General features: G+C 50.0%; 15 protein-coding genes. 10 read left to right on the forward strand and 5 right to left on the reverse strand.

What is annotated here, in order from left to right; all coding sequences use genetic code 11:
- The first annotated feature begins 12 nt into the window (after nt 1-12).
- Nucleotides 13-885, forward strand: a complete 873-nt coding sequence (locus tag DS731_RS16925) for a 5'-methylthioadenosine/S-adenosylhomocysteine nucleosidase (protein WP_119502439.1) — start codon at nt 13-15, stop codon at nt 883-885.
- A 56-nt stretch (nt 886-941) separates the two neighbouring features.
- On the opposite strand, the gene DS731_RS16930 is transcribed toward DS731_RS16925, so the two are convergent.
- The 3 genes from DS731_RS16930 to DS731_RS16940 all read right to left on the reverse strand — a co-directional run bounded on the left by DS731_RS16930 (nt 942) and on the right by DS731_RS16940 (nt 4,629).
- Nucleotides 942-1,904, reverse strand: coding sequence for a carbohydrate kinase family protein (locus DS731_RS16930; protein ID WP_119502440.1), 963 nt, complete (start codon nt 1,902-1,904; stop codon nt 942-944).
- A gap of 39 nt (nt 1,905-1,943) precedes the next feature.
- Nucleotides 1,944-3,284, reverse strand: a complete 1,341-nt coding sequence (locus tag DS731_RS16935) for a carbohydrate porin (RefSeq protein WP_232373399.1) — start codon at nt 3,282-3,284, stop codon at nt 1,944-1,946.
- Between the two features lie 136 nt (nt 3,285-3,420).
- Nucleotides 3,421-4,629 (reverse strand): ROK family transcriptional regulator, encoded by a 1,209-nt coding sequence (locus tag DS731_RS16940; RefSeq protein ID WP_232373400.1) that lies wholly within the window; start codon nt 4,627-4,629, stop codon nt 3,421-3,423.
- 190 nt (nt 4,630-4,819) lie between these two features.
- Between DS731_RS16940 and fucP the strand changes: the two genes are divergently transcribed.
- From fucP to DS731_RS16955, 3 genes are all read left to right on the forward strand, one after another.
- Entirely contained in the window at nt 4,820-6,151 is a 1,332-nt protein-coding gene (fucP, locus tag DS731_RS16945) for an L-fucose:H+ symporter permease (RefSeq protein WP_119502441.1), read from the forward strand.
- 142 nt (nt 6,152-6,293) lie between these two features.
- Nucleotides 6,294-6,560, forward strand: coding sequence for a CopG family ribbon-helix-helix protein (locus tag DS731_RS16950; protein ID WP_119502442.1), 267 nt, complete (start codon nt 6,294-6,296; stop codon nt 6,558-6,560).
- Complete coding sequence (locus tag DS731_RS16955) at nt 6,509-6,847, forward strand: type II toxin-antitoxin system RelE/ParE family toxin (RefSeq protein WP_119502443.1); 339 nt, start codon at nt 6,509-6,511, stop codon at nt 6,845-6,847. The genes DS731_RS16950 and DS731_RS16955 overlap by 52 nt, the downstream gene beginning before the upstream one ends.
- Nucleotides 6,848-6,912: 65 nt before the next feature.
- On the opposite strand, the gene leuA is transcribed toward DS731_RS16955, so the two are convergent.
- Nucleotides 6,913-8,568, reverse strand: coding sequence for a 2-isopropylmalate synthase (gene leuA, locus DS731_RS16960; protein WP_119502444.1), 1,656 nt, complete (start codon nt 8,566-8,568; stop codon nt 6,913-6,915).
- Between the two features lie 155 nt (nt 8,569-8,723).
- Between leuA and DS731_RS16965 the strand changes: the two genes are divergently transcribed.
- A complete protein-coding gene (locus DS731_RS16965) occupies nt 8,724-9,185 on the forward strand; it encodes an Lrp/AsnC family transcriptional regulator (RefSeq protein WP_119502445.1) in 462 nt (153 codons plus the stop codon).
- 127 nt (nt 9,186-9,312) lie between these two features.
- Here the strand turns inward: DS731_RS16965 and DS731_RS16970 are convergent, their stop codons facing one another.
- The gene (locus tag DS731_RS16970; protein WP_119502446.1) at nt 9,313-11,574 is read right to left on the reverse strand and encodes a TonB-dependent receptor; all 2,262 of its coding nucleotides are present in this window, start codon (nt 11,572-11,574) and stop codon (nt 9,313-9,315) included.
- Between the two features lie 246 nt (nt 11,575-11,820).
- Here DS731_RS16970 and DS731_RS16975 point away from each other — a divergent pair, with 246 nt between their 5' ends.
- From DS731_RS16975 to DS731_RS16995, 5 genes are all read left to right on the forward strand, one after another.
- Nucleotides 11,821-12,837: a LacI family DNA-binding transcriptional regulator gene (locus DS731_RS16975; RefSeq protein WP_119502447.1), complete on the forward strand. Its 1,017-nt coding sequence runs from the start codon at nt 11,821-11,823 to the stop codon at nt 12,835-12,837.
- A 154-nt stretch (nt 12,838-12,991) separates the two neighbouring features.
- The gene (locus DS731_RS16980) at nt 12,992-14,236 is read left to right on the forward strand and encodes an MFS transporter (protein ID WP_119502448.1); all 1,245 of its coding nucleotides are present in this window, start codon (nt 12,992-12,994) and stop codon (nt 14,234-14,236) included.
- Between the two features lie 9 nt (nt 14,237-14,245).
- Entirely contained in the window at nt 14,246-15,796 is a 1,551-nt protein-coding gene (gene treF, locus DS731_RS16985) for an alpha,alpha-trehalase TreF (protein ID WP_119502449.1), read from the forward strand.
- A gap of 178 nt (nt 15,797-15,974) precedes the next feature.
- Nucleotides 15,975-16,544 carry a DUF2780 domain-containing protein gene (locus tag DS731_RS16990; RefSeq protein ID WP_119502450.1) on the forward strand — a complete coding sequence of 190 codons (570 nt, stop codon included), beginning with the start codon at nt 15,975-15,977 and terminating at the stop codon, nt 16,542-16,544.
- Nucleotides 16,545-16,628: 84 nt separating this feature from the next.
- Nucleotides 16,629-19,856, forward strand: a complete 3,228-nt coding sequence (locus DS731_RS16995) for a DUF748 domain-containing protein (protein ID WP_119502451.1) — start codon at nt 16,629-16,631, stop codon at nt 19,854-19,856.
- The last annotated feature ends 3 nt before the right edge of the window (nt 19,857-19,859 follow it).

Genomic DNA, 19,859 nt, shown 5'->3' on the forward strand with positions numbered 1-19,859 from the left:
AACCAGCTCCCCATGAAAACTGCTTTTCTCTTTTTAATCTTTTGTTTGTTCAGCCGGATGATTTGCGCCGGCGAATTCAGCGCCGCGAATATAGAAACCACCACGCCTTATCGCGCACCGGTAATGATTCAGGGGCCGATGCCCATTGAAGCTGAATATTTTGCCAGTCTTCTCACCGGCGTCACCATTGAGAAATCAGGCACCACCACCTTCTATAAAGGTTTACTGAATAACTACCCTGTTGTGGTCGCACAAACCGGCAAAGGTCTTGAGAATACCGCTGCGGCCACAGCGGTAGGCATCACCCGGTATCATCCTGTAGCCATTATTAATCAGGGCACTTCAGGCGGTCACGATCCGGCTTTGCAGGTCGGGGATATTGTGCTCGGCAAACGTGCACTGAACGCAGGGAATTTTAAAACCCCTTTCAGGGAAAAGGGTGAAGGCTCAGCGCCATTAAGCTGGAAGCCTATGGACCTACTGGCCTCGTCAGGCAGTGCCGGTGAAGGGGAGTCAGCAAAGAAATCAGAGAGGATCCGCTATTATGTGGGTGACAGTAAACTGCTGGCATCCGCCCATGCAGTAAGCGGTCAATACAAACGGGGAAAAGTGACGGAAGGCACTATCGCCAGCGCAAATTTCTGGAATAACGAGTTAGACAGAATTGCCTGGCTCCATGAAAATTTCGGTACCAGTACAGAGGAAATGGAAACCGTCGCAGCGGCACAGATTGCTCACGCGTATGATGTACCGTTTCTGGGAGTGCGGGTGTTATCAAACAACCTGACTAACGGCGGACACTACGATCCGTCAACGGCTAAGGACTGTCAGCAGTTTGTCCGTGACCTCGTTACCCATTACATCGCATCATTAGAGGCGAAATAAGCAGACTGTTTCTGAGCCGCAGGTTGTTGCGGCTCTTTTCAGTAATGCCGGATTATTTAAAAATCGATATCACTGCGCGAGGGCAACGCATCAAACGCACCGTACTTTGATACCGCATGGGCGCCGCAGCGGGTAGCAAAACGCAGAGAAGACATAATGCTTTCAAAGTTGCCTGCCCAGGCCACAAAAGACGCTTTATCCTGCACTTCTTCTGCTAACGTGAATAAGAACCCGCCCACAAAGGCATCACCGGCTGCTGTGGTATCTACTGCACTGACAGGTGGCGTAGGATAAATACCGTTGGTGTCGTGACTGTAAAAAGCCACCGGATTTGCCCCATCCGTAACCAATACCAGCGACACACCGCTGTCCATCCAGCTCTGAATCTGCCCGTCGATATTCGACTCGCCATACAGTTCAATGAGTTCCTCTTTACTGGCTTTTATCACATCCACCTGTTTAGCCGTTTCATCAATAAAATACGGTGCCAGGGAAGGCTCAGCCCAGAATGCAGGACGTAAATTAATATCCAGACACAGAATGCTGCCTGCCGCTTTGAATCCGTCAATGGCAGACAAGGTAACCTGGCGTAAATCCGGCGTGCTCACTGAACCCGAGCAGAAACTGACAATGCGGGGTTTCTCAAATAATGCAGGTACCAGATCCGCTTCTGAGATATCAGTATGGGCTGCATTGTCGATATAAAAATCGAAAGATCTTTCACCGTCGGCATCAAGGCCGACAAAAGCCAGAGCGGTTTTTCCTTTTTCAGAATACGTGGTAAAAGCGGTATTCACCTCCAGGGCTTCCAGTGTACGGTGCAGGTAATGACCAAACTGATCTTTCCCCAGCTTACCGAACAGATAGCTTTCGCCACCCAGTTTGGCAACTGCAACAGCCACATTCGCAGGTGCGCCACCGGCAAATTTTCTGAAGCTTTCCGTTGCGTCTGTAATTCCGGGCTGTCCCTTGTCAGACAGCATGTCGATTAAGGCTTCTCCCATGCATAACACTTGCATTTGCATTCTCCTCACTGATTGTGCAACAGATAAACCGGCTTACTGAAAAAGCAAACCTGCGAGATTGATATCAAAGCGCAGCCCCAGCACCACGGCATCACTTAAGTCTTCCTGTCTGGCTTTGTCGCCAAACTGATCGGGATTAACGATGTAATGGATGTTGGGCTGAATGCGGATGTTGTCGTTCACATGAATGCCGTAACTCAGCTCCATCATCGCCTGCATACTGGCGGGACGGCCTGAACCTTCGTTAAGGTTGCGCAAAATAAACTGGTCTTCAATGGCGTCATGGCTGTAATGTTGCTCTGTATACACAAAGGCGACCGTATCTTTATCGCGGCCCGGGAATGTCCCCCGCTTCACAAAACCGGCCTTAAAATAAAAATCTTCAATCAATTCACCGGAGGTGCCGGTCAGCACAGCACCAAACAAGGTGACGCTGCGCTGCGAGTTCAGATCGGGTCTCAACACGGTTTGTTCAAATCTTGCAAATACACCGGAACGACCATTGCGGGTGGCGTAATCATTTCCGCTCAATGCGGCATAATCACCGTTCTCGTCTTTTGACGGGTCGGTATAATCAGCACCGTCATACCAGCCACCCACTTCATAGCGGCGCGGATAGTCATCATTGTCCCATGTAGTCTGATACCCCAGCGTGACAGGTACCACCACCCCGGTAGAATCTTCAACTCCCCAGTCCAGGCCATGATCGTCTGACGCCTGGTGAGGAGTATTTTCTTCGTAAACACCGGCATGGAAATAGGTTTTGTCGTTCAGCCAGAATTTAGCATGACCGCCCCAGCTGGACACCGGCCACCAGGTAAAGTTACTGGTACGAAACACGAATGTGGGATTGCCGCACGCAGAGTTGGTCTGAAAATACTGACACAGTTCGGAACCCAGAAAACTGATGTTGGCGACAGTGCGGCCGGCTTCAACCTGAAGTTGCCCGTCAAGAAAGTGTTTTTCTACGGTAAAACGGGCCAGACGGCTGTTCTGTCCGCCATAAATTTCCTGCACCGATGTACTGTTACCAATGTATTTTGGTGCAAGGTTTTGTCCGTGACGGTTTGTCACTGCCACATGGATTGTGGTGTCTTTCCAGTCAGATGCCTTCTCCATGTCGAAATCTGCCCCCACAAAAAGCTGTCCTGCATAGGCGCTGCCCCGCTGTTCCCCGCCATTCACATTCGCAGCCGCTTCGCCGGTATAGCTGGCCTGAAAATTAACGTACTCAGGCATTTCCTGTGCATTTACCTGCCAGGAGGCAAGAAGCAGAGCAAGGGTTGCACCACAGGTTGAACCGGCCTGAGACACCTTTGTCATCAGCGGTTTACGGGAGGAAATTTCGGATATCAATGAAGGAAAAAAACGCATGCAGCATCCCCTGGCAAAGTGTGATTTCAATCCACAACACGATCACACCGTGTTAACAGTGACTTCAAGGAGACGCAATTTAATGCAGCCGAACCATTAAATCAACTATATTTATTTAATAATTATTGACGAATTGTTAAAGACTGTACTGCGCGAGTAAGGGCAAATTGGCGCTGCCAAAGGACTGGGCATCCGCCCCGACCGAGCCTCCGCGTAAGGTTAACGAAGATAATCCCCGGAAGTCAGCAGACTGTAACAGGTGCCCGCAGCGACTGAGCAATTCTGCTTTGATATTGTCCGGCAGAGCGCCTTCAATAATCACCGCATCAAGGTCAAGGAAGGCATGGGCACTCATGGCACTGTGCACAATGCCGGTAGCCACAGAGTCCAGCCATTCGCTGATCCCGGGCACATCTTCAGGCCATACTTGTTGCCTTCCATGCAGGAATGCCGTGTCCTGCCCCGCCTCTTTCAGGGTTTTCTCCAGCAAGTATATTGATGCCACATCAAGAAGCTGGCCGCCGGCAAGACTGCCGGGATAAGGCAGAGAGCCCACCGCACCGGCATTACCGTGACGACCGGTATGTAACTGCCGGTTCAGTACCATACCGCCACCGATGAAGGTGCCGACAAAGCAATACAGGTAATCATTGAGATCCCGGTGTTCGCCAAACCAGAGTTCGGCAGCACAGGCTGCGGTGTCATCGTTGCACAGATAAACTGGCAAATCGGTGATCTTCTGAATGGCAGCAGGAACATCAAAGTCCTGCCATTCTGACAATGCCTCTTCCGGCGCGCCGGCCTGCTCGCTCCAGCGCCAGATTTCAAATGGCATAGCAACACCCACCCCGCTCACACGCAGTTTTTCCCCGTCACCTAAGGTAGATAACATGGCCCGTATCCCCTTTTCTGCGAAGCGGATCATGGCATCCACGGCCGGATAGTCCCACTGCTCCCGAAGTGACGAACGTACTCTGCCGCAAAAATCGATAAGGGTGATCTGAATACTCCGGCGACCAATTTTGATACCGACCCCGAAAGCCCCGTCAGCCTTAAGGGAGAAGGGTACAGTAGGTTGTCCGCGCTTGCCTCTTTGGGGTTCTCCCCGCAACAAAAGCCCGTCTTCTTCCAGTTTATTGATTATCACAGTGGCGGCCTGGGCTGACAGGCCTGTTTCATTGGCAATACGGGCTTTGGGCAATTCCTGATGCTGACGGATCAGCGTCAGAATGCGACGTTCGTTCAGTGCCCGCAGACCAGACTGGCCTTTCAGCGGGGTGCTTTTTTGCCAGAATCCATGGGGTTCAACTTGCTGGCCGGAAGAATTTGCAGGCATATGAGACATCTTATTTTCATTAAATCAACAACGTATAGTAGTCCTTCCATTCCCTGCTGCCTAGTCCCCTGGCAAAATGCCTCCTGAAAGTCATTCCAAAGAAAGAAAAACAATTAAATAAATTATGTTGATTTATTGACACATAAAATTTTTGTTGTTTAAATCGCTTAACTAATTGTTTACATGCTGAGGAATGACCGTGCAAAAACGCGCGCCACTGGTTTCTAAAGAAACGCTTGTCCCATTCATTTTGCTCACCATCTGCTTTGCAGCCTGGGGCGTTGCCGCCAACATGACGGACCCGCTGGTAAAGGTATTCAGTAAAATATTTACCATGTCGTCATTACAGTCTGCACTGGTGCAGTTCGCCTATTACGGCGCTTACTTTTGTCTGGCAATTCCCGCAGCATTCATTAACAAACGATTTTCCTACAAAACAGGTGTGTTAACAGGCCTTGGCTGTGCTGCCACCGGTGCGTTCCTGTTCTACCCCGCCAGCCAGACCATGACTTACGGCTTCTTTCTGGCGGCTCTGTTTGTTCTTGCCGGCGGTCTGTCGATTCTGGAAACCTCTGCCAACCCTTATGTTATGGCCATGGGATGCGAAAAAAGCGCTACCCGCCGCTTAAACCTTGCCCAGGCGTTTAACCCCGTTGGCACAAACTTAGGGGTTTTCCTGGCAGCAACTCTTATCTTACCCAACCTTAATCAGGCTTCAGCGGAAGAGCGGGCGGCTATGTCGGTTGCAGAATTAAAATCGGTGATTGGCGCTGAGCTCGACGCCGTTATGTTGCCATACGTAGGCATGGCCTGCGTGCTGGTGCTGGTATGGATTGCCATTGCATGTATCAAAACACCGGTGAACGAGTCCACAGAATCCCGCAGTGAAAATGTGCAGCTGGGCGCATCACTGAAACGTTTGCTGGGTAACCGTCACTATCGTTTAGGTGTACTGGCTCAGTTCTTTAATGTCGGTGCGCAAACCTGCGTCTGGACTTTCACAATCCAGTACGCCATGAAAGCCGTGGGCGGTAATGAAGTAGATGGCGGACAAATTCTGCAGTACAGCATGATTGTGTTTCTGATTTCCCGTTTTGTGATGACCTGGCTGATGCAGTTCCTCTACCCTGCCCGCCTGCTGATGATCATGTCACTAGTCGCCGCAGGCCTGTGTATCATCATGACTCAGTCACCTGATTTCATCGGCGTCATTTCACTGGTATCAATCTCTGCCTGTTTATCTTTGATGTTCCCGACAATTTACGGCATCGCACTGGACGGACTGGGCGAAGACACCAAACTGGGCGCGGCTGGCCTGGTCATGGCTATCCTCGGCGGTGCAATTCTGCCGCTGTTCCAGGCCGCACTTATTGATTCATCCGGCATCGTTGTGTCATATATCGTTCCTGCTATCTGCTTCCTGTTGGTCGCCGGCTACGGATTGTTCGATATCAAGTCTCACCCTACACGGGTTGCCCATTCTGACGGTTCTGAAAAAGTCGCGTCAGAAGACCAGTTAATGGCGAAGTAACGGGCTCAGGTGATTGATAAAAGTATGTAGAAAGGCGACGGTTGTCGCCTTTTTTGCGGGCGATTTTCGATAGATAATGGATGTGTGGACTCTTTTTCACATGATGTACTACACTGTAATACAGTATCTTCGGAGTTAACTTATGAGTATTACGAGTGTCCGTCTCAATGACGATATAGAGAAACCACTGGATTCTCTTGCGAAAAAGCTGGATCGAAGTAAGAGCTACCTTATCAATCAGGCGGTGAGAGAGTTCATTGCCAGGCAAGCTGTTGATGACGCCCGATGGGAAGAAACTCTGGAAGCAATAGAGTCGGTCAACAGGGGGGAGCTGATTGATGATTCAGAAGTAAATGCATGGCTCAACAGCTGGGGGTCAGACAAACTGAAGAAAACGCCTTCAATATGAAACTTCAGTATACGCCGCAAGCGGTGGATGATTTGAAACGTTTACACGACTTTGTTGTATTAAAAAGCCCGTTAGCTGCAAGAAAAATTGCAATTGAAATTCAGGACGCAGCGGACCGGCTAAAGCACTTTCCGGAAATAGGCTTACCGGTTCTGGCAAGCCCTACGCCAGAATGTTTCAGAGATCTCTATATTGGCAATTACACGATTCGCTACCAAATAAAATCGTCCGGACTCATCTACATTCTGCGGATCTGGCATAACAAAGAAACCGAAAAAGATTCATAAGTAAGAAAGCGGACTGATGTTCTTCTTGTCCGCATCCCAACTACTTATGGCTTCATGTGCCGGCATCACATCAACCGGTTAACCCCTGACAACAGCGCTTTAATCGCGGCCGTGATGATATTGCTGTCGCTGGCACAGCCGAAGGTGGAATCAGCCCCTTCCAATTTTACTTCGATGTAGCACACGGCTTTTACGCCTGCGCCCTCACCCACTGCGTGCTCGTGGTAGTCTGCCACTTCTACTTTTTTATTCAGGAAAGTGCTGAGGGCATTGGCCGCCGCTTCAACCGGACCGTTACCGGTGCCCTCTATAGTGTAAACTTCGTTATTCAGGGCAAATTGAATACTCACCGATTGCTCCCCGCTTGCCACCGACGTAATGGTGCTGCCGGTATAGGCGAAAGGCGTTGTGACATCGAAATATTCCTGCTCAAAGACTTCTTTCATCCGTTTTGCCGACATTTCTTTACCGGTGCTGTCGTTTTCACGCTGCACGGTGCGGCTGAATTCGATTTGCAGTTTTCGCGGCAGTTGCAGATTCGCTTCCTGTTCCAGCAAGAAGGCCACGCCTCCTTTACCGGACTGGCTGTTTACGCGGACAACCGCTTCAAATCCGCGCCCCACATCTGCCGGATCGATGGGTAAATAAGGCACACGCCAGCGGCCGTCTTTATTCTGTACCGCCATCCCTTTTTTTATAGCGTCCTGATGTGAACCGGAAAAAGCGGTGTAAACCAGTTCGCCGGCATAAGGATGACGGGGATGCACAGGCAACTGATTACACTCTTCCACCAGCTTGCGAACCTGATCGATATCAGAGAAATCCAGTTCCGGTGACACGCCCTGGGAATACATGTTCATTGCCAGAGTCACAATATCCACATTGCCGGTGCGTTCGCCATTGCCGAACAGGCAGCCTTCGATACGGTCAGCTCCCGCCATTAATGCCAGTTCAGCTGCAGCCACAGCAGTCCCCCGATCGTTATGCGGGTGCACACTTAACACAATACAATCCCGCTGATTCAGGTTGCGGTGCATCCACTCAATCTGGTCGGCATAGGTATTCGGCGTATTCATTTCCACCGTCGCCGGTAAATTAATAATGATTTTGTTCTCAATGGTCGGCTGCCAGATATTCACCACCTCATCCACGACCTCTTTAACAAAGTCGATTTCGGTACTGGAAAACACCTCAGGAGAATACTGATAAGTCCAGTTTACTTCCGGTGCGCCGGCGGTGAGTTCCTTCACCCAGCGGGTACCGGTCAGAGCGATATCTTTCACCCCTGCTTTATCAGTGTTGTACACAATCTCACGAAAATCCGGCGCAAGGGGATTGTACATGTGCAAAATAGCATGGCGGGCGCCCCGTAAGCTTTCAACAGTACGCTCAATCAATTCATAGCGGGCCTGAGTCAGCACTTCTATGGTGACGTCATCTGGAATATGGTTGCCTTCAATCAGTTGCCTGACGAATTGAAAGTCGATATCTGATGCCGATGGAAAACCCACTTCGATTTGTTTAAAACCAATAGACACCAATTTTTTGAAGAAACGCAATTTGGTTTCAATCGACATCGGGTCGATAAGCGCCTGATTCCCATCGCGGAGGTCTGTACTCATCCAGACAGGTGCCTGTGTAATGGCTTTATTTGGCCACTGACGTTCAGGTAAAGATACGCCAATGAATCGCTGATATTTGGTGTGAGGATGAGTAAGCATGAAACGAAGACTCCGGGATGAATAACGGTTCACGTAGTGTACGCGATATCTGTTGGCAGAGGATTGCTATCACTTGCTTACTTCATACCACTAAAGCAATAATATAGCTCAAATTATAATTTCAATAACTTTTAATGCCAGGCAGGAGAGAGAAAGTGGAATTAGACAAGACTGACAGACAAATACTGGAAACGTTGCAAAAACACGGTCGTATCTCAAATCAGGAACTGGCTGAAGCCGTTAACCTTTCTCCTTCCCCCTGCCTGAGGCGGGTAAAGCAACTGGAAGACAGCGGCTTTATTGACGGCTATGTAGCGCTGGTTAATGCACGAAAATTGGGACTGACCCTGGTGTCGTTCATTCAGATCGTCATGGACAAGCACACCCCTGAGCGATTCGAGAAGTTCGATAATGCTATTGCCACCTTTCCTGAAGTACTCGAAAGCCATTTGATCACCGGTCAGTCTGCAGATTATCTGTTAAAAGTCATCGTAAAAGACATGGATGACTTCCAGCAGTTCCTGCTTAATAAACTCACCCGAGTTGAAGGTGTCAGCGGCGTGCATTCCTCTTTTGTGCTGAAATCCCCCAGGAAAAGTACAGCTGTGCCAGTGTAAGGGTGACTTTATCGTTTGAGCTGCCCTGGCGGTCAAAAGGCCGTTACCTATTCACTGATCCCGTAAACAAAAACGGCGCAGATTTCACACCTGCGCCGTTTTCAGTTATCGCCTTTTATCGCTTTAATTAAAAGCGGTAGCTCACGCTGAAGGTGGCGTTACGGGGTAAAATGTAACGGCCGTTAGGTGAAGACGGGTTGCGCGGGTCGCCCTCTGTAAGCCCCTCTTCGTCGGTGAGGTTTTGCACGTTCAGTTGCAGCTCCAGATCTTCAGACAGGAACACATTCCAGCCTAAATCAATTTGCTCATAACCTTCCAGCACAACGGTGTTACCGTTATCACCGAAGCGGTCATCAACAGCAAAGATAGTTGCGTAAACCGTGGATTCAACATCACCCAGCATGAAGTCGTAGCTTGGAGTCAAACGCACCTGCCAGCCCGGCTGACGTTGCGCTTCGTTACCCTGATTTGTCGGGCTCGCTGTGATTTCGGTTTCCTGCACAGTAGCATTAACTGTTACAGAGAAGCCGTTGTCAGCATAGTAAGCAACGTCTAATTCAACACCGTAAGCTTCGTTGGTCAGCACTTCTGCCGGCGCGCCGGGACGTGCAACAAAGGTATCCCCTTCAACTTCGTTGAAGAAACCTGTGGCATACAAGCTGAAGCTCTGGCTGGCCATTTTGTAACCCAGCTCATACTGAGTAACTTGCTGGATCAGATCTTCGCCTGATGTGTACGCGCCATAGTTATCACGAAAATCATCGAAGTAAGGCATTTTGAAGCCTTCACTTGCACGGAAGAATACGCCTTTGTTCTTTTCAAACTGCCAGTTTGCACCCGCAGTCCATGCGATATCACTTTTGCTGTAATCAACCGCTTTGCTGACAACGCCGGTCAGGCCTTCATCAACGGTGTACTGCACTTCGTGTTTTTCACTGCGCACACCCACATCAACGGTTAAGTCTTCTGTCAGTTTGTAATCTACTGCCGCGTAGAATGCATCGGATGAGCCGTCACCTGTTGCATTGATATCATAGTTCCAGCTACAGCTGTCGGCGTTGTCGTTACAATCGATACCGGTGAGCATTTCACCGCCATTACCCACTACGTAGTAAGACTGATTACCGATAGACCACCAGTCGTCAGAAGAGAATGAACTGGTGAAGTAACCGAAAGTAAATTTACCCTGGTCGAAAGCCTTACCAAACGTCAGATCGTTAGACAGACCTTCAATCTCTTTCAATACAACCCAGCTACCGAACATTTGTACATCAGTATCGCCTGCGTACTCTGTGCCGGTTACCACACCGGTTGCCGACTCACCGTTATCAGCAACAGTAGCCAGCTTCACTGCGCCACCTTCAGGCACCAGGCCGTACGTGTTTGCATCGCCTTTGGTGTAGCCGAATTTGTCAGCCAGGGTCCAGCCGTTGCCTAAATCCAGTTGCAGATTACCGCCGGTAACTGAGCCTTTCCAGCCACGACCTTTACCCAGGTCGACATTCATGACTTCGCCATCTGCGCCCACCTGAATTTGAGACTGACGGTTCAGCGTACCTAATTGTACGTAAGAGTTATCCACGCCCTGCGCATTCAAAGCACTTGGCAGATACCAGATACCGTGATCATCGGTCACGCGGGTAAACACTGAAAACTTACCGTTATCCAGTTCTTTTGTGATATTCAGGGTAAATTGCTTGCCGTCTTCAGTGTCGAAACCCGTGTCACGGATCCCCGGCGAGGTATACACATAGCCGCCCGCCATGAAATAAAGATCTTCAGCCAGTTCACCACTTACCAGGCCGTCTACACGCTTCAGGTTGTAATCTGAACCTGTGTATTTGATAAGACCTTCGGTTTCTTCTGAGCCTTCTTTCAGTAAGAAGTTAGATGTCAGGCCGGGCTGACCGTTTGACAACACCGAGTTAGGACCACCACGCAACGCATCCATAAACGAAATGGTTTCATCCATTCTAAAAAGCGAGGAGTTCTCAAGGAAACTCAATGTTGGCGGTGTAAAAACAGGCACACCTTGCAATTGAAGGGTAACGAATGGGGCATCACCACCTCCCGGAAATCCCCGGACGAAAATGTTCGCACCAGACTGACCGCCTGATGATTCCGCCCAAACACCCGGTACGGCTTTGAAAATATCAGCTGTACTCTTAGGGGCAAGTCGTTTGATATATTCTTCAGACATATTGGTGATTGCAAAACTGGTGTCTACTTTACGGGTAGGGGTGCCGCCGGGGACACCTGTTACAACAATACGTTCTACTTCGCTGTTACCGGTGTTTGTGTTTTCTGTCTCTTGCTGGGCAAACGCGGCTGAGGTAAAGCCGAGTGCGCCAACAACTGCTAAAAACAAAGGAGATAGAGAGGTTTTCATGCTCAGTGTCCTGTTAATTATCGTTATACGTACAGGGCGAATTTCGACACCCTGCCATCTTTCGGGAACAAAAATACGAAAAAATGCAATCGATTGCAAAGATAATTTTCAATAGTTGCGCATTTTTTTATCATTGCATTTACAAGAATCACATTTTGAGCGGTCTCCGGGGGTTTGCTGTGAGGTAGGCAATTTGCGTAAAAAAGGCTATAGTCCGGCCCATGTCCACCTGTTGTTAGTCGTGTTTTGAAATCTGAGCGTAACCTTACATTGTCTGATCTGGCCCGTATTGCAGGGGTTTCCACCTCCACCGCGTCGCGGGCACTGAACGATAACCCGGTGATTAAACAATCCACCCGGGAGCGCATTCAGGCGCTGGCAAAAGAGCATAATTTCAGCATCAACGCTGCCGCCAGCCGGTTACGCACCCAACGCACCAATGTGGTTGCCGTTATTCTCAACCTCATAGAACACACAGAACAAAGCATCAATGACCCTTTCCTGCTCAAGGTTGTGGGCGATCTGAATCAGGCTTTGAATGACAAAGGCTACGAGTTACTGTTATCGAACTCATTCATGGCGACAGACGACTGGTATAACTACTTTATCAACAGCCGCCGGGCTGACGGCCTGATTGTGGTAGGCCAGGGGAAAAGCGAACAGAAAGCCATAGATGCCGCTAAAGCCGGTGCGCCGCTGGTAGTCTGGGGCGACCCCAACAGCCAGTCAGGCTATCCCATCATTGGCAGTAATAACCGCCTGGGCGGTAAGTTAGCCACGCAGCATCTTATTGAAAGTGGTCACAAGCGCCTCGTGTTTTTAGGCGATACCGGTCACGCAGAGATGGGCGAACGCTACGCGGGTTATGTTGAAGCTCACAACGAAGCCGGTCTGGAGCACGATACAGCACTTATCTTTCCCATCGATCTCACCAGTCAGGCTGCCTACAACAAAATCAATGAAACCATCTTACAGCATGGCCTTAATTTTGACGGCATTGTGGCGTGTAGTGACATGGTTGCCCTTGGTGCACTCAAAGCACTGAAAGAGCGCTATATCGCTATCCCGGGCGAAGTAGGCATTGTTGGTTTTGATGATATTGCCATGGCAGAACTGCTTCATCCGGCGCTGACGACCATCCGCCAGAACACCCGTGAAGCCGCCAGTGTGATGGTGACACAACTGCTAAATCAGCTTAACGGTAAGCCGGCTTTTTCAGAAGTTATCGATATTGAACTGATTGTTCGCAAGTCCGCATCATAAATTCTCTTTTTAATTTAACCTTTTAGCGCTGTACACCTGCATCCCGGCTGACTGAACTTTGGTTTAATATTGCCTTCAGCGCAAATGCAAACGATTGCAAACAAAAAATTCACAAGCTAGACTATAATCGGTTTTATTAACGAGAATTAAGCAAATGCCACGCCTGCTAACGATAACCGCTATTGCAGCAAGTTACTTTGTCTTCGCTATTCTGCTTAACAGCGTGGGTACTGTGATCTTGCAATCTATCAATACCTTCGGGATTTCCAAGCCTGAAGCAGCGACCCTGGAAGGGTTTAAAGATTTAACCATCGCATTTGTTTCCTTCCTTGTGGCTTCATTTATTCCCCGGATTGGTTACAAACTGGCAATGATGGCCGGATTGTTACTGGTGTCTGTTGCCTGCCTGCTGACCCCGGTCACCGGTGAATTTATTGCTGTCAAACTGCTGTTTGCCAGTATCGGCGCAGCGTTTGCACTGGTAAAAGTGTCGGTTTACGCCCTGGTAGGTTTGCTCTCTCACGATACCCGCTCCCACTCTTCTCTGCTGAATACTATCGAAGGCATATTTATGGTGGGCGTGCTGAGCGGATACTGGATTTTCAGTGCCTTTGTTGATCCGCTTACCCCCTCATCCGCAAGCTGGATGGAAGTTTACTACTGGCTGACCGGGTTACTTGTCATCACATTTTTACTGGTGCTGTTTTCGCCCCTGCCGGCGCCGGATGCCGCTCATAAAGAGCAATCTGCAGCGGCGGCTTTCACCGGTATGATTAAACTTGCCTGGCAGCCCCTGGTTATCATTTTCGTATTTTCGATTTTCCTGTATGTATTGATTGAACAGGGGATCGGCAGCTGGTTACCTACCTTCAACAATGAAGTGCTGCACCTTCCTGTAGATATCAGCGTGCAGATCACCAGCTTATTCGCTTTGTCTATTGCACTGGGCCGACTGTTAGCAGGCCAGGCGCTGCGTTTCATCAACTGGTTTCCCTTTTTACTTGGCTGTGCGGTATTGATGGCAGGTCTGATTTTGATCACATTGCCGCTGGCTCAGGGTCATCAGAATGATGCAGTTTCATCACTGTTCGATGCGCCGGTTGCCGCTTTCATGCTTCCTCTCATCGGCTTACTGATGGCCCCCCTCTACCCCATTTTAAATTCAGTGATGCTGAGCGCGTTGGACACCCATAAACAAGCCGCCATGACCGGCCTTATTGTTGTCTTTTCTGCACTGGGCGGTACAACCGGCTCTCTGATCACCGGCTATCTGTTTGAACATGCCGGCGGTCAGCAGGCGTTCTATATGCTGCTTGTGCCTATTGCCGGCATCATTGCTTCAATTTTTCTGTTTCGTCAGATCTCATCAAAAGATCAGACGGCCATCGCGTCGTGTTAAAGGATACCTATGGAAGTTTCAGCGTATCTTGCAAAAAGCCACCAGCTTTTCTCAAGTCAATTATTTCATCGTGTGCAAATGGCAGGACTGTTTGCTGACAGCAAAACCTTTGCCGATGCAGTGCCCAAACAATCTGTAGAGGCTGTGCTGGCAGCATTTGATGCACAGCAGCCGGCAGATGATGACGCGCTGCGTGCATTTATAGATGCACATTTTGATTTACCGGAGCAGGCAAAAGAACCGGATGTTCAGTCGGATGATGTAAATACCTACATTGAAAAGCTGTGGCCACAGCTTACAAGACCCGGTGGCGGGGTAACGGAAGGCTCTTTGCTGCCCCTTCCCTGCCCGTACCTGGTCCCGGGAGGCCGCTTCCGTGAAATCTATTATTGGGACAGTTACTTTACTGCATTGGGACTGATGGAATCCGGCCATGTGGAACTGGTGCGTAATATGGTGAATAACTTTATCGCCTTGCAGCAAAACGTGGGATTAATCCCCAACGGCAGCCGCACCTATTACAACAGCCGCTCTCAACCGCCAGTGCTGGCTCTGATGGTCAGGCAGCTGGCAGGAGTAGCCGGTGACGATGCCGATTTGAATGCATTTTATTTGCAGGCATTGAAACGGGAACACGCTTTCTGGATGAACGGGTACGAGGACATCAGCGACGCTACCACTGCCATCCAGCGGGTGGTTCGCATGCCTGACGGCGAATTGCTGAACCGTTTCTGGGACGACAGTGCCACGCCCCGGCCGGAATCCTACCGTGAAGATGTTGAAGCGGCAGCCAATATGGACGATGAAGAAGCCTGCGCATTCTATCGTAATATCCGCGCAGCCTGTGAGTCGGGCTGGGATTTCAGTTCCCGCTGGCTGGCCGATCCACAGCACCTGCTCACCATTCAGACCACCGACATTGTGCCGGTAGATTTGAATTGTCTGATGGTCATCCTCGAACAGAGCATTGCCTCACTCAGCCGGCAGGTTAACGGCGGGCAATGTCAGGAAGCGCAGTTATGGGAAGAGGTTGCAGAGGCACGGGCAACGGCGGTCAACAAGTATTGCTGGCAGCAGGACGCCGGTGTGTATGTTGATTTCAATCACAAACTCAGTGTGCAATCAACGGTGCACGCTTTATCAACCGTTTTACCTTTGTTTGCCGGTATTGCAGACAAATATCAGGCGGCTGCAGTAGCCGGTGCACTGGAGACGCGGTTTCTTAGAAATGGCGGACTGGTCACCTCTTTATGTGAAACCCGTCAGCAGTGGGATGCACCGAACGGCTGGGCGCCACTGCAGTGGTTTGCGGTACAGGGATTACAGTCATATGAACATGATAAGTTAGCCGCTGAAGTGATGTCCCGCTGGTTAAATACGGTGGATACCTATTACAAAGCCAACCATACGCTGATGGAGAAATACAATGTGGAAGACATTGCCACCTCTGCCAGCGGCGGCGAATACGAAGTACAACATGGCTTCGGCTGGACCAATGGTGTAACGCAGGTTTTTGCCAAAGCGCTGCGCACCGGCACGCCTGCCAGCTCTGCTTTGTAAAAGCATTTGCATTACCCCGCATTGCCCGTTAAGGTTGCCACAACAATCAACGGGCAATGCTTCAGTGTTAACGTGATCCCTCATTAGTTAGCGTCTCTGAAGCCGGACCATGTGTCTGTCCCCTGCTCCTGTCATACTTTTCACTATTACACCCTCACAGGGTGATTCCGGAGTTTTTATGAAAGTACAATCTGTTGCCGCTCTGGCTGCACTGGGATTTATATTATCGGCCCCTGTAAATGCTGCATCATCATTGCAGGATTTAAAGAAGGCGCTTACTAAGACGGAAACTACAGAATCCGCAACGGCCAGCGCATCTGAATCAGTAGATTTATCAGGTTTAATCAGCTCAGTCAGCAGCAATTTAGGTGTAACTGAAGCGCAATCGGAAGGCGGACTGGCTTCTCTGTTTAATTATGTGAAAGGGAACCTTTCTGGTACGGATTACAGTGAACTTGCCGGCAACATTCCCGGCCTGGAAGGCTTATTATCCAGCGTACCGGAAACATCCGGTTCTTCATCTTCAAAGTCTGATGCCTTGTCCGGCTTGCTGAATAAGGCGTCTGAATACAGCAGTACGGCGAAATCTATCAACGATCTGAAGCAGCAGTTTGAAGCACTGGGCCTGACGCCGGAAATGATCAGCAGCTTTGTCTCTCAGGCCAGCAGCTATTTCAAGAGTGAAAATAACACCGAAACCCAGTCTATTTTCCAATCAGGACTGGATAATTTGCTCTCCGCCCTTTAGGGTAAAACCTCTCATTCATGCAGAGCAGACCGGCAACATCATGGTTGCGGTTCTGCCTGCCGGCTTCTCATTTAATAGTTAATCATGCATTCACAGAACCGGATCTCTTCTTTCAGCCGTAAACCCCTGTGGCTTCGTCTCTCCGTTTACTTTCTGTTAATTTATCTCATTTACGCGCTGCTGGCGGGCGTTGTATTACCTGCGGTACTGAAGGCCACCGTGCCGGATAAACTCACTGACATGCTGGGGCGGGAAGTCACCGTTAAAGACATCTCAGTGAACCCGTTTTTATTGCGGGCTGAAGTCAGTGACTTCAGCATAAAAGAAGCTGAGCGCAACGAAAACTTCTTTGCCTTTCAGGCGCTGACCGTCGATCTGGGTTTCTGGCAAACGCTGACCAGCTTTACGCCCACTGTTGAAAATATTGCCTTGCATGCACCCTATGTGCAATTGCATCGCTTAACTGGCGGAGAAAATACACGGCTGAACGTCTCTGACATCATGGACACGCTGGCAAAGAATGCGCAACCGGAAGAGCCTGAAACCGCCCCGGAGGAACAGGCTGGTATTCCACACATCAGGCTGAATCATTTTACACTGCAAAATGGCCACATTTTACTTAGCGACGCAGTCACCGGTGCCCGGCTGGATTACCCTGAGCTGGATATCACGCTTACCGGACTGGACACGCTGGCCACTATCACTGAACAGTCCGGCAAATCAGCAGACAGCCCCGAAGCAAAAAGCAGCGAAACCGGAAGCAGTGAAACTGACAACGCTTACGCCTTTCAGCTAAACACGGCAGAGGGCGGCAAAGTCAATCTTAAGGGTGACTTTCAGCTTTCACCGCTGGTGTTTAACAGTGATATCCGTTTGTCGGACATTGCACTGGCCCCCCTGTGGCCACTTTCGAACGACATAATAGATGTTGAACTGACAGACGGCCGTGTTGACCTGGCGCTGGCGTTTTCCTTATTTGAGGACAACGCGTCACTGAATGTGACCGTGAAAGACGGCAGCTTCGGATTACACTCTCTTACCCTTGCCCGTCAGGACGAGCCGAAGATTACCGTACCGGCACTTGCCGTTGACGGCATAGAGGCAAGCCTTGCGGATAAATCTATCAGCGTTGATAAGATTGCTGTAGCAGACATGCAGGTAAATGCCCTGTTCGACGATGATGGCCTGGATTTACAGCGCTATCTTTTACCAAATACGGCGCCTTCTACGGGTAGCACACCGCCGGCAACGTCAACGCAGGCATCCGGCTCCGCCGGCAGTAGCTCTGCCCACACGCCGGCCAGCGAGGAAGAATCAGGCTGGCATGTTGTATTAAATGCCTTTGAATTTACCGGCGGTGAAGTCGCACTGAACGAGAAAGCCATTGCTGACAATATGTTCTGGCGGATTTTCAATATAAACCTGACAACAGGTCCGGTTGATAGTCAATTTACCTCACCGGTTCATTACAACTTAGCGTTGTCCACCAGCGGCAACCCAGAGGGTTTTGCTACTGAAGCCACCGGCACGTTACGATCTGAAGGCGACATCGATGTGACGGCACAGCAGGTAAAAGGTGCACTGACGCTGGAAGATTTTCTTCTTTCGCCGCTGCAACAATATATCTCAACTTATGCGAATGTGGTAATGGAAAGCGGACGCCTCAGCACGCAGTCCAGTTTCACTGCTGACGCATCAGGCACAGCAGACGTAAACGCTTCTGTCAGTCTTGCTGACCTTGCCATTCTGGACAACCAAAAGAAAGCACCATTGCTTAAATGGCAGGCCCTTGATGTCGCCAATCTTGCGTTCAATACAACGGCGAATACATTGAGCATTGATAATGTGATGCTGCGTGAGCCGTTTGCAAAGCTGGTTATTGACGAAAACAAACACACCAATATCAGCGATATTATTGTGAGCCGCCCTCCGGCTACAGAAGACTCCGGCGCTGTAAGCGTACAGGCTGCGCAGGAAGAGTCTGCGCAGGTAGAGGGTGCAGAAAATGAGGAAAGCGATACGCCGGAGAAGACAGCAGATGAAAAATCACAGCTGGCTATAACGGTTAATCAGATCAGCATTAAGAACGGTAACGCTTACTTTGCCGATAACTCACTGACGCCCCGCTTTGCTTCAGGAATAGAATCGTTAAACGGTACTGTCAGCCAGCTGGACTCTATATCAGGGAAAGCGGCTGCCGTAGATATAGCGGGCAAAATCGATAACTATGCGCCGGTATCCCTCAAAGGCAATATAGACCCGTTCAGCGACGCCCTGAATCTTGATTTAATGTTCTCGGTAAGCGGTGCTGAGCTGACTTCGGTGAACCCTTATTCCGGCACCTACATGGGCTATTACATTGATAAAGGGCTGCTGTCGCTGGATGTACAATATAAGCTTCAGGGTGATGCGCTGGAAGGCGATAACCACGTAGTCATCGACCAGCTCACTCTTGGTCAGAAAAGTGACTCTGAGCAAGCCTTAAGTCTTCCTCTCGGGCTGGCCGTCGCGCTGTTACAGGATCGCAACGGTGTGATTGATTTAGGCCTGGAAGTCTCCGGTGATGTTGACAGCCCGGACTTCAGCTTTGGCTCGATTATCCTGAACGCCATTGGCAACCTCATCACCAAAGCCGTTACCGCGCCCTTCTCTTTCCTTGCCAGCTTAGTGGGCAGTGACGATACCCTTAACGAGGTGACTTTTGCTGCCGGTATCAGCGAGCTTGATGATGAAGCCACAGCCACGTTAACTACTCTGGCAAAAGCGCTGAAAAAGCGTCCCGGCCTGCGACTGAATATAGAAGGGACAGTGAATGCGGTAACCGACGCTGGTGTTCTGGCAGAAAAAACCTTACAGGACAGACTGCTGACGTTGTCCGGTGCCCGCGCACTGCCAGCGAACCTGACGGCCAGCAGTTATCCCGTCGAAGGCCCGCTATCTGATGCACTCAAACAGGCGTTTACGGAGACGTTGGGGATCTCTGTGGAAGAAGAACGGGCTAAAATCATCGCTCAGCTTACGCCGTCAACGAACGAAAAAGGTGACTCTGAGCAAACGAAGCAGACACCTCCGGAAATCGACGAAACACGGGTTCAACGGGCATTGCATATTGCCATGTACAACTCTTTGCGCAGCAATATCGACATTCCCCCGGGCCAGTTGGCAGCACTGGCAGACAGGCGCGCAAAAGCAGTAAAACGTTACCTGAGTAACGATGCCGCCATAGATGCCAACCGCCTGTTCCAGTTAAACAGCCGGCACCATCTGCAGGAAGATGTGAGTGGCGCAACGCTTACGCTGGAAGCGGATTAAAGG

The sequence above is a fragment of the Alteromonas sp. RKMC-009 genome (assembly GCF_003584565.2).
Lineage (GTDB): Bacteria > Pseudomonadota > Gammaproteobacteria > Enterobacterales > Alteromonadaceae > Alteromonas.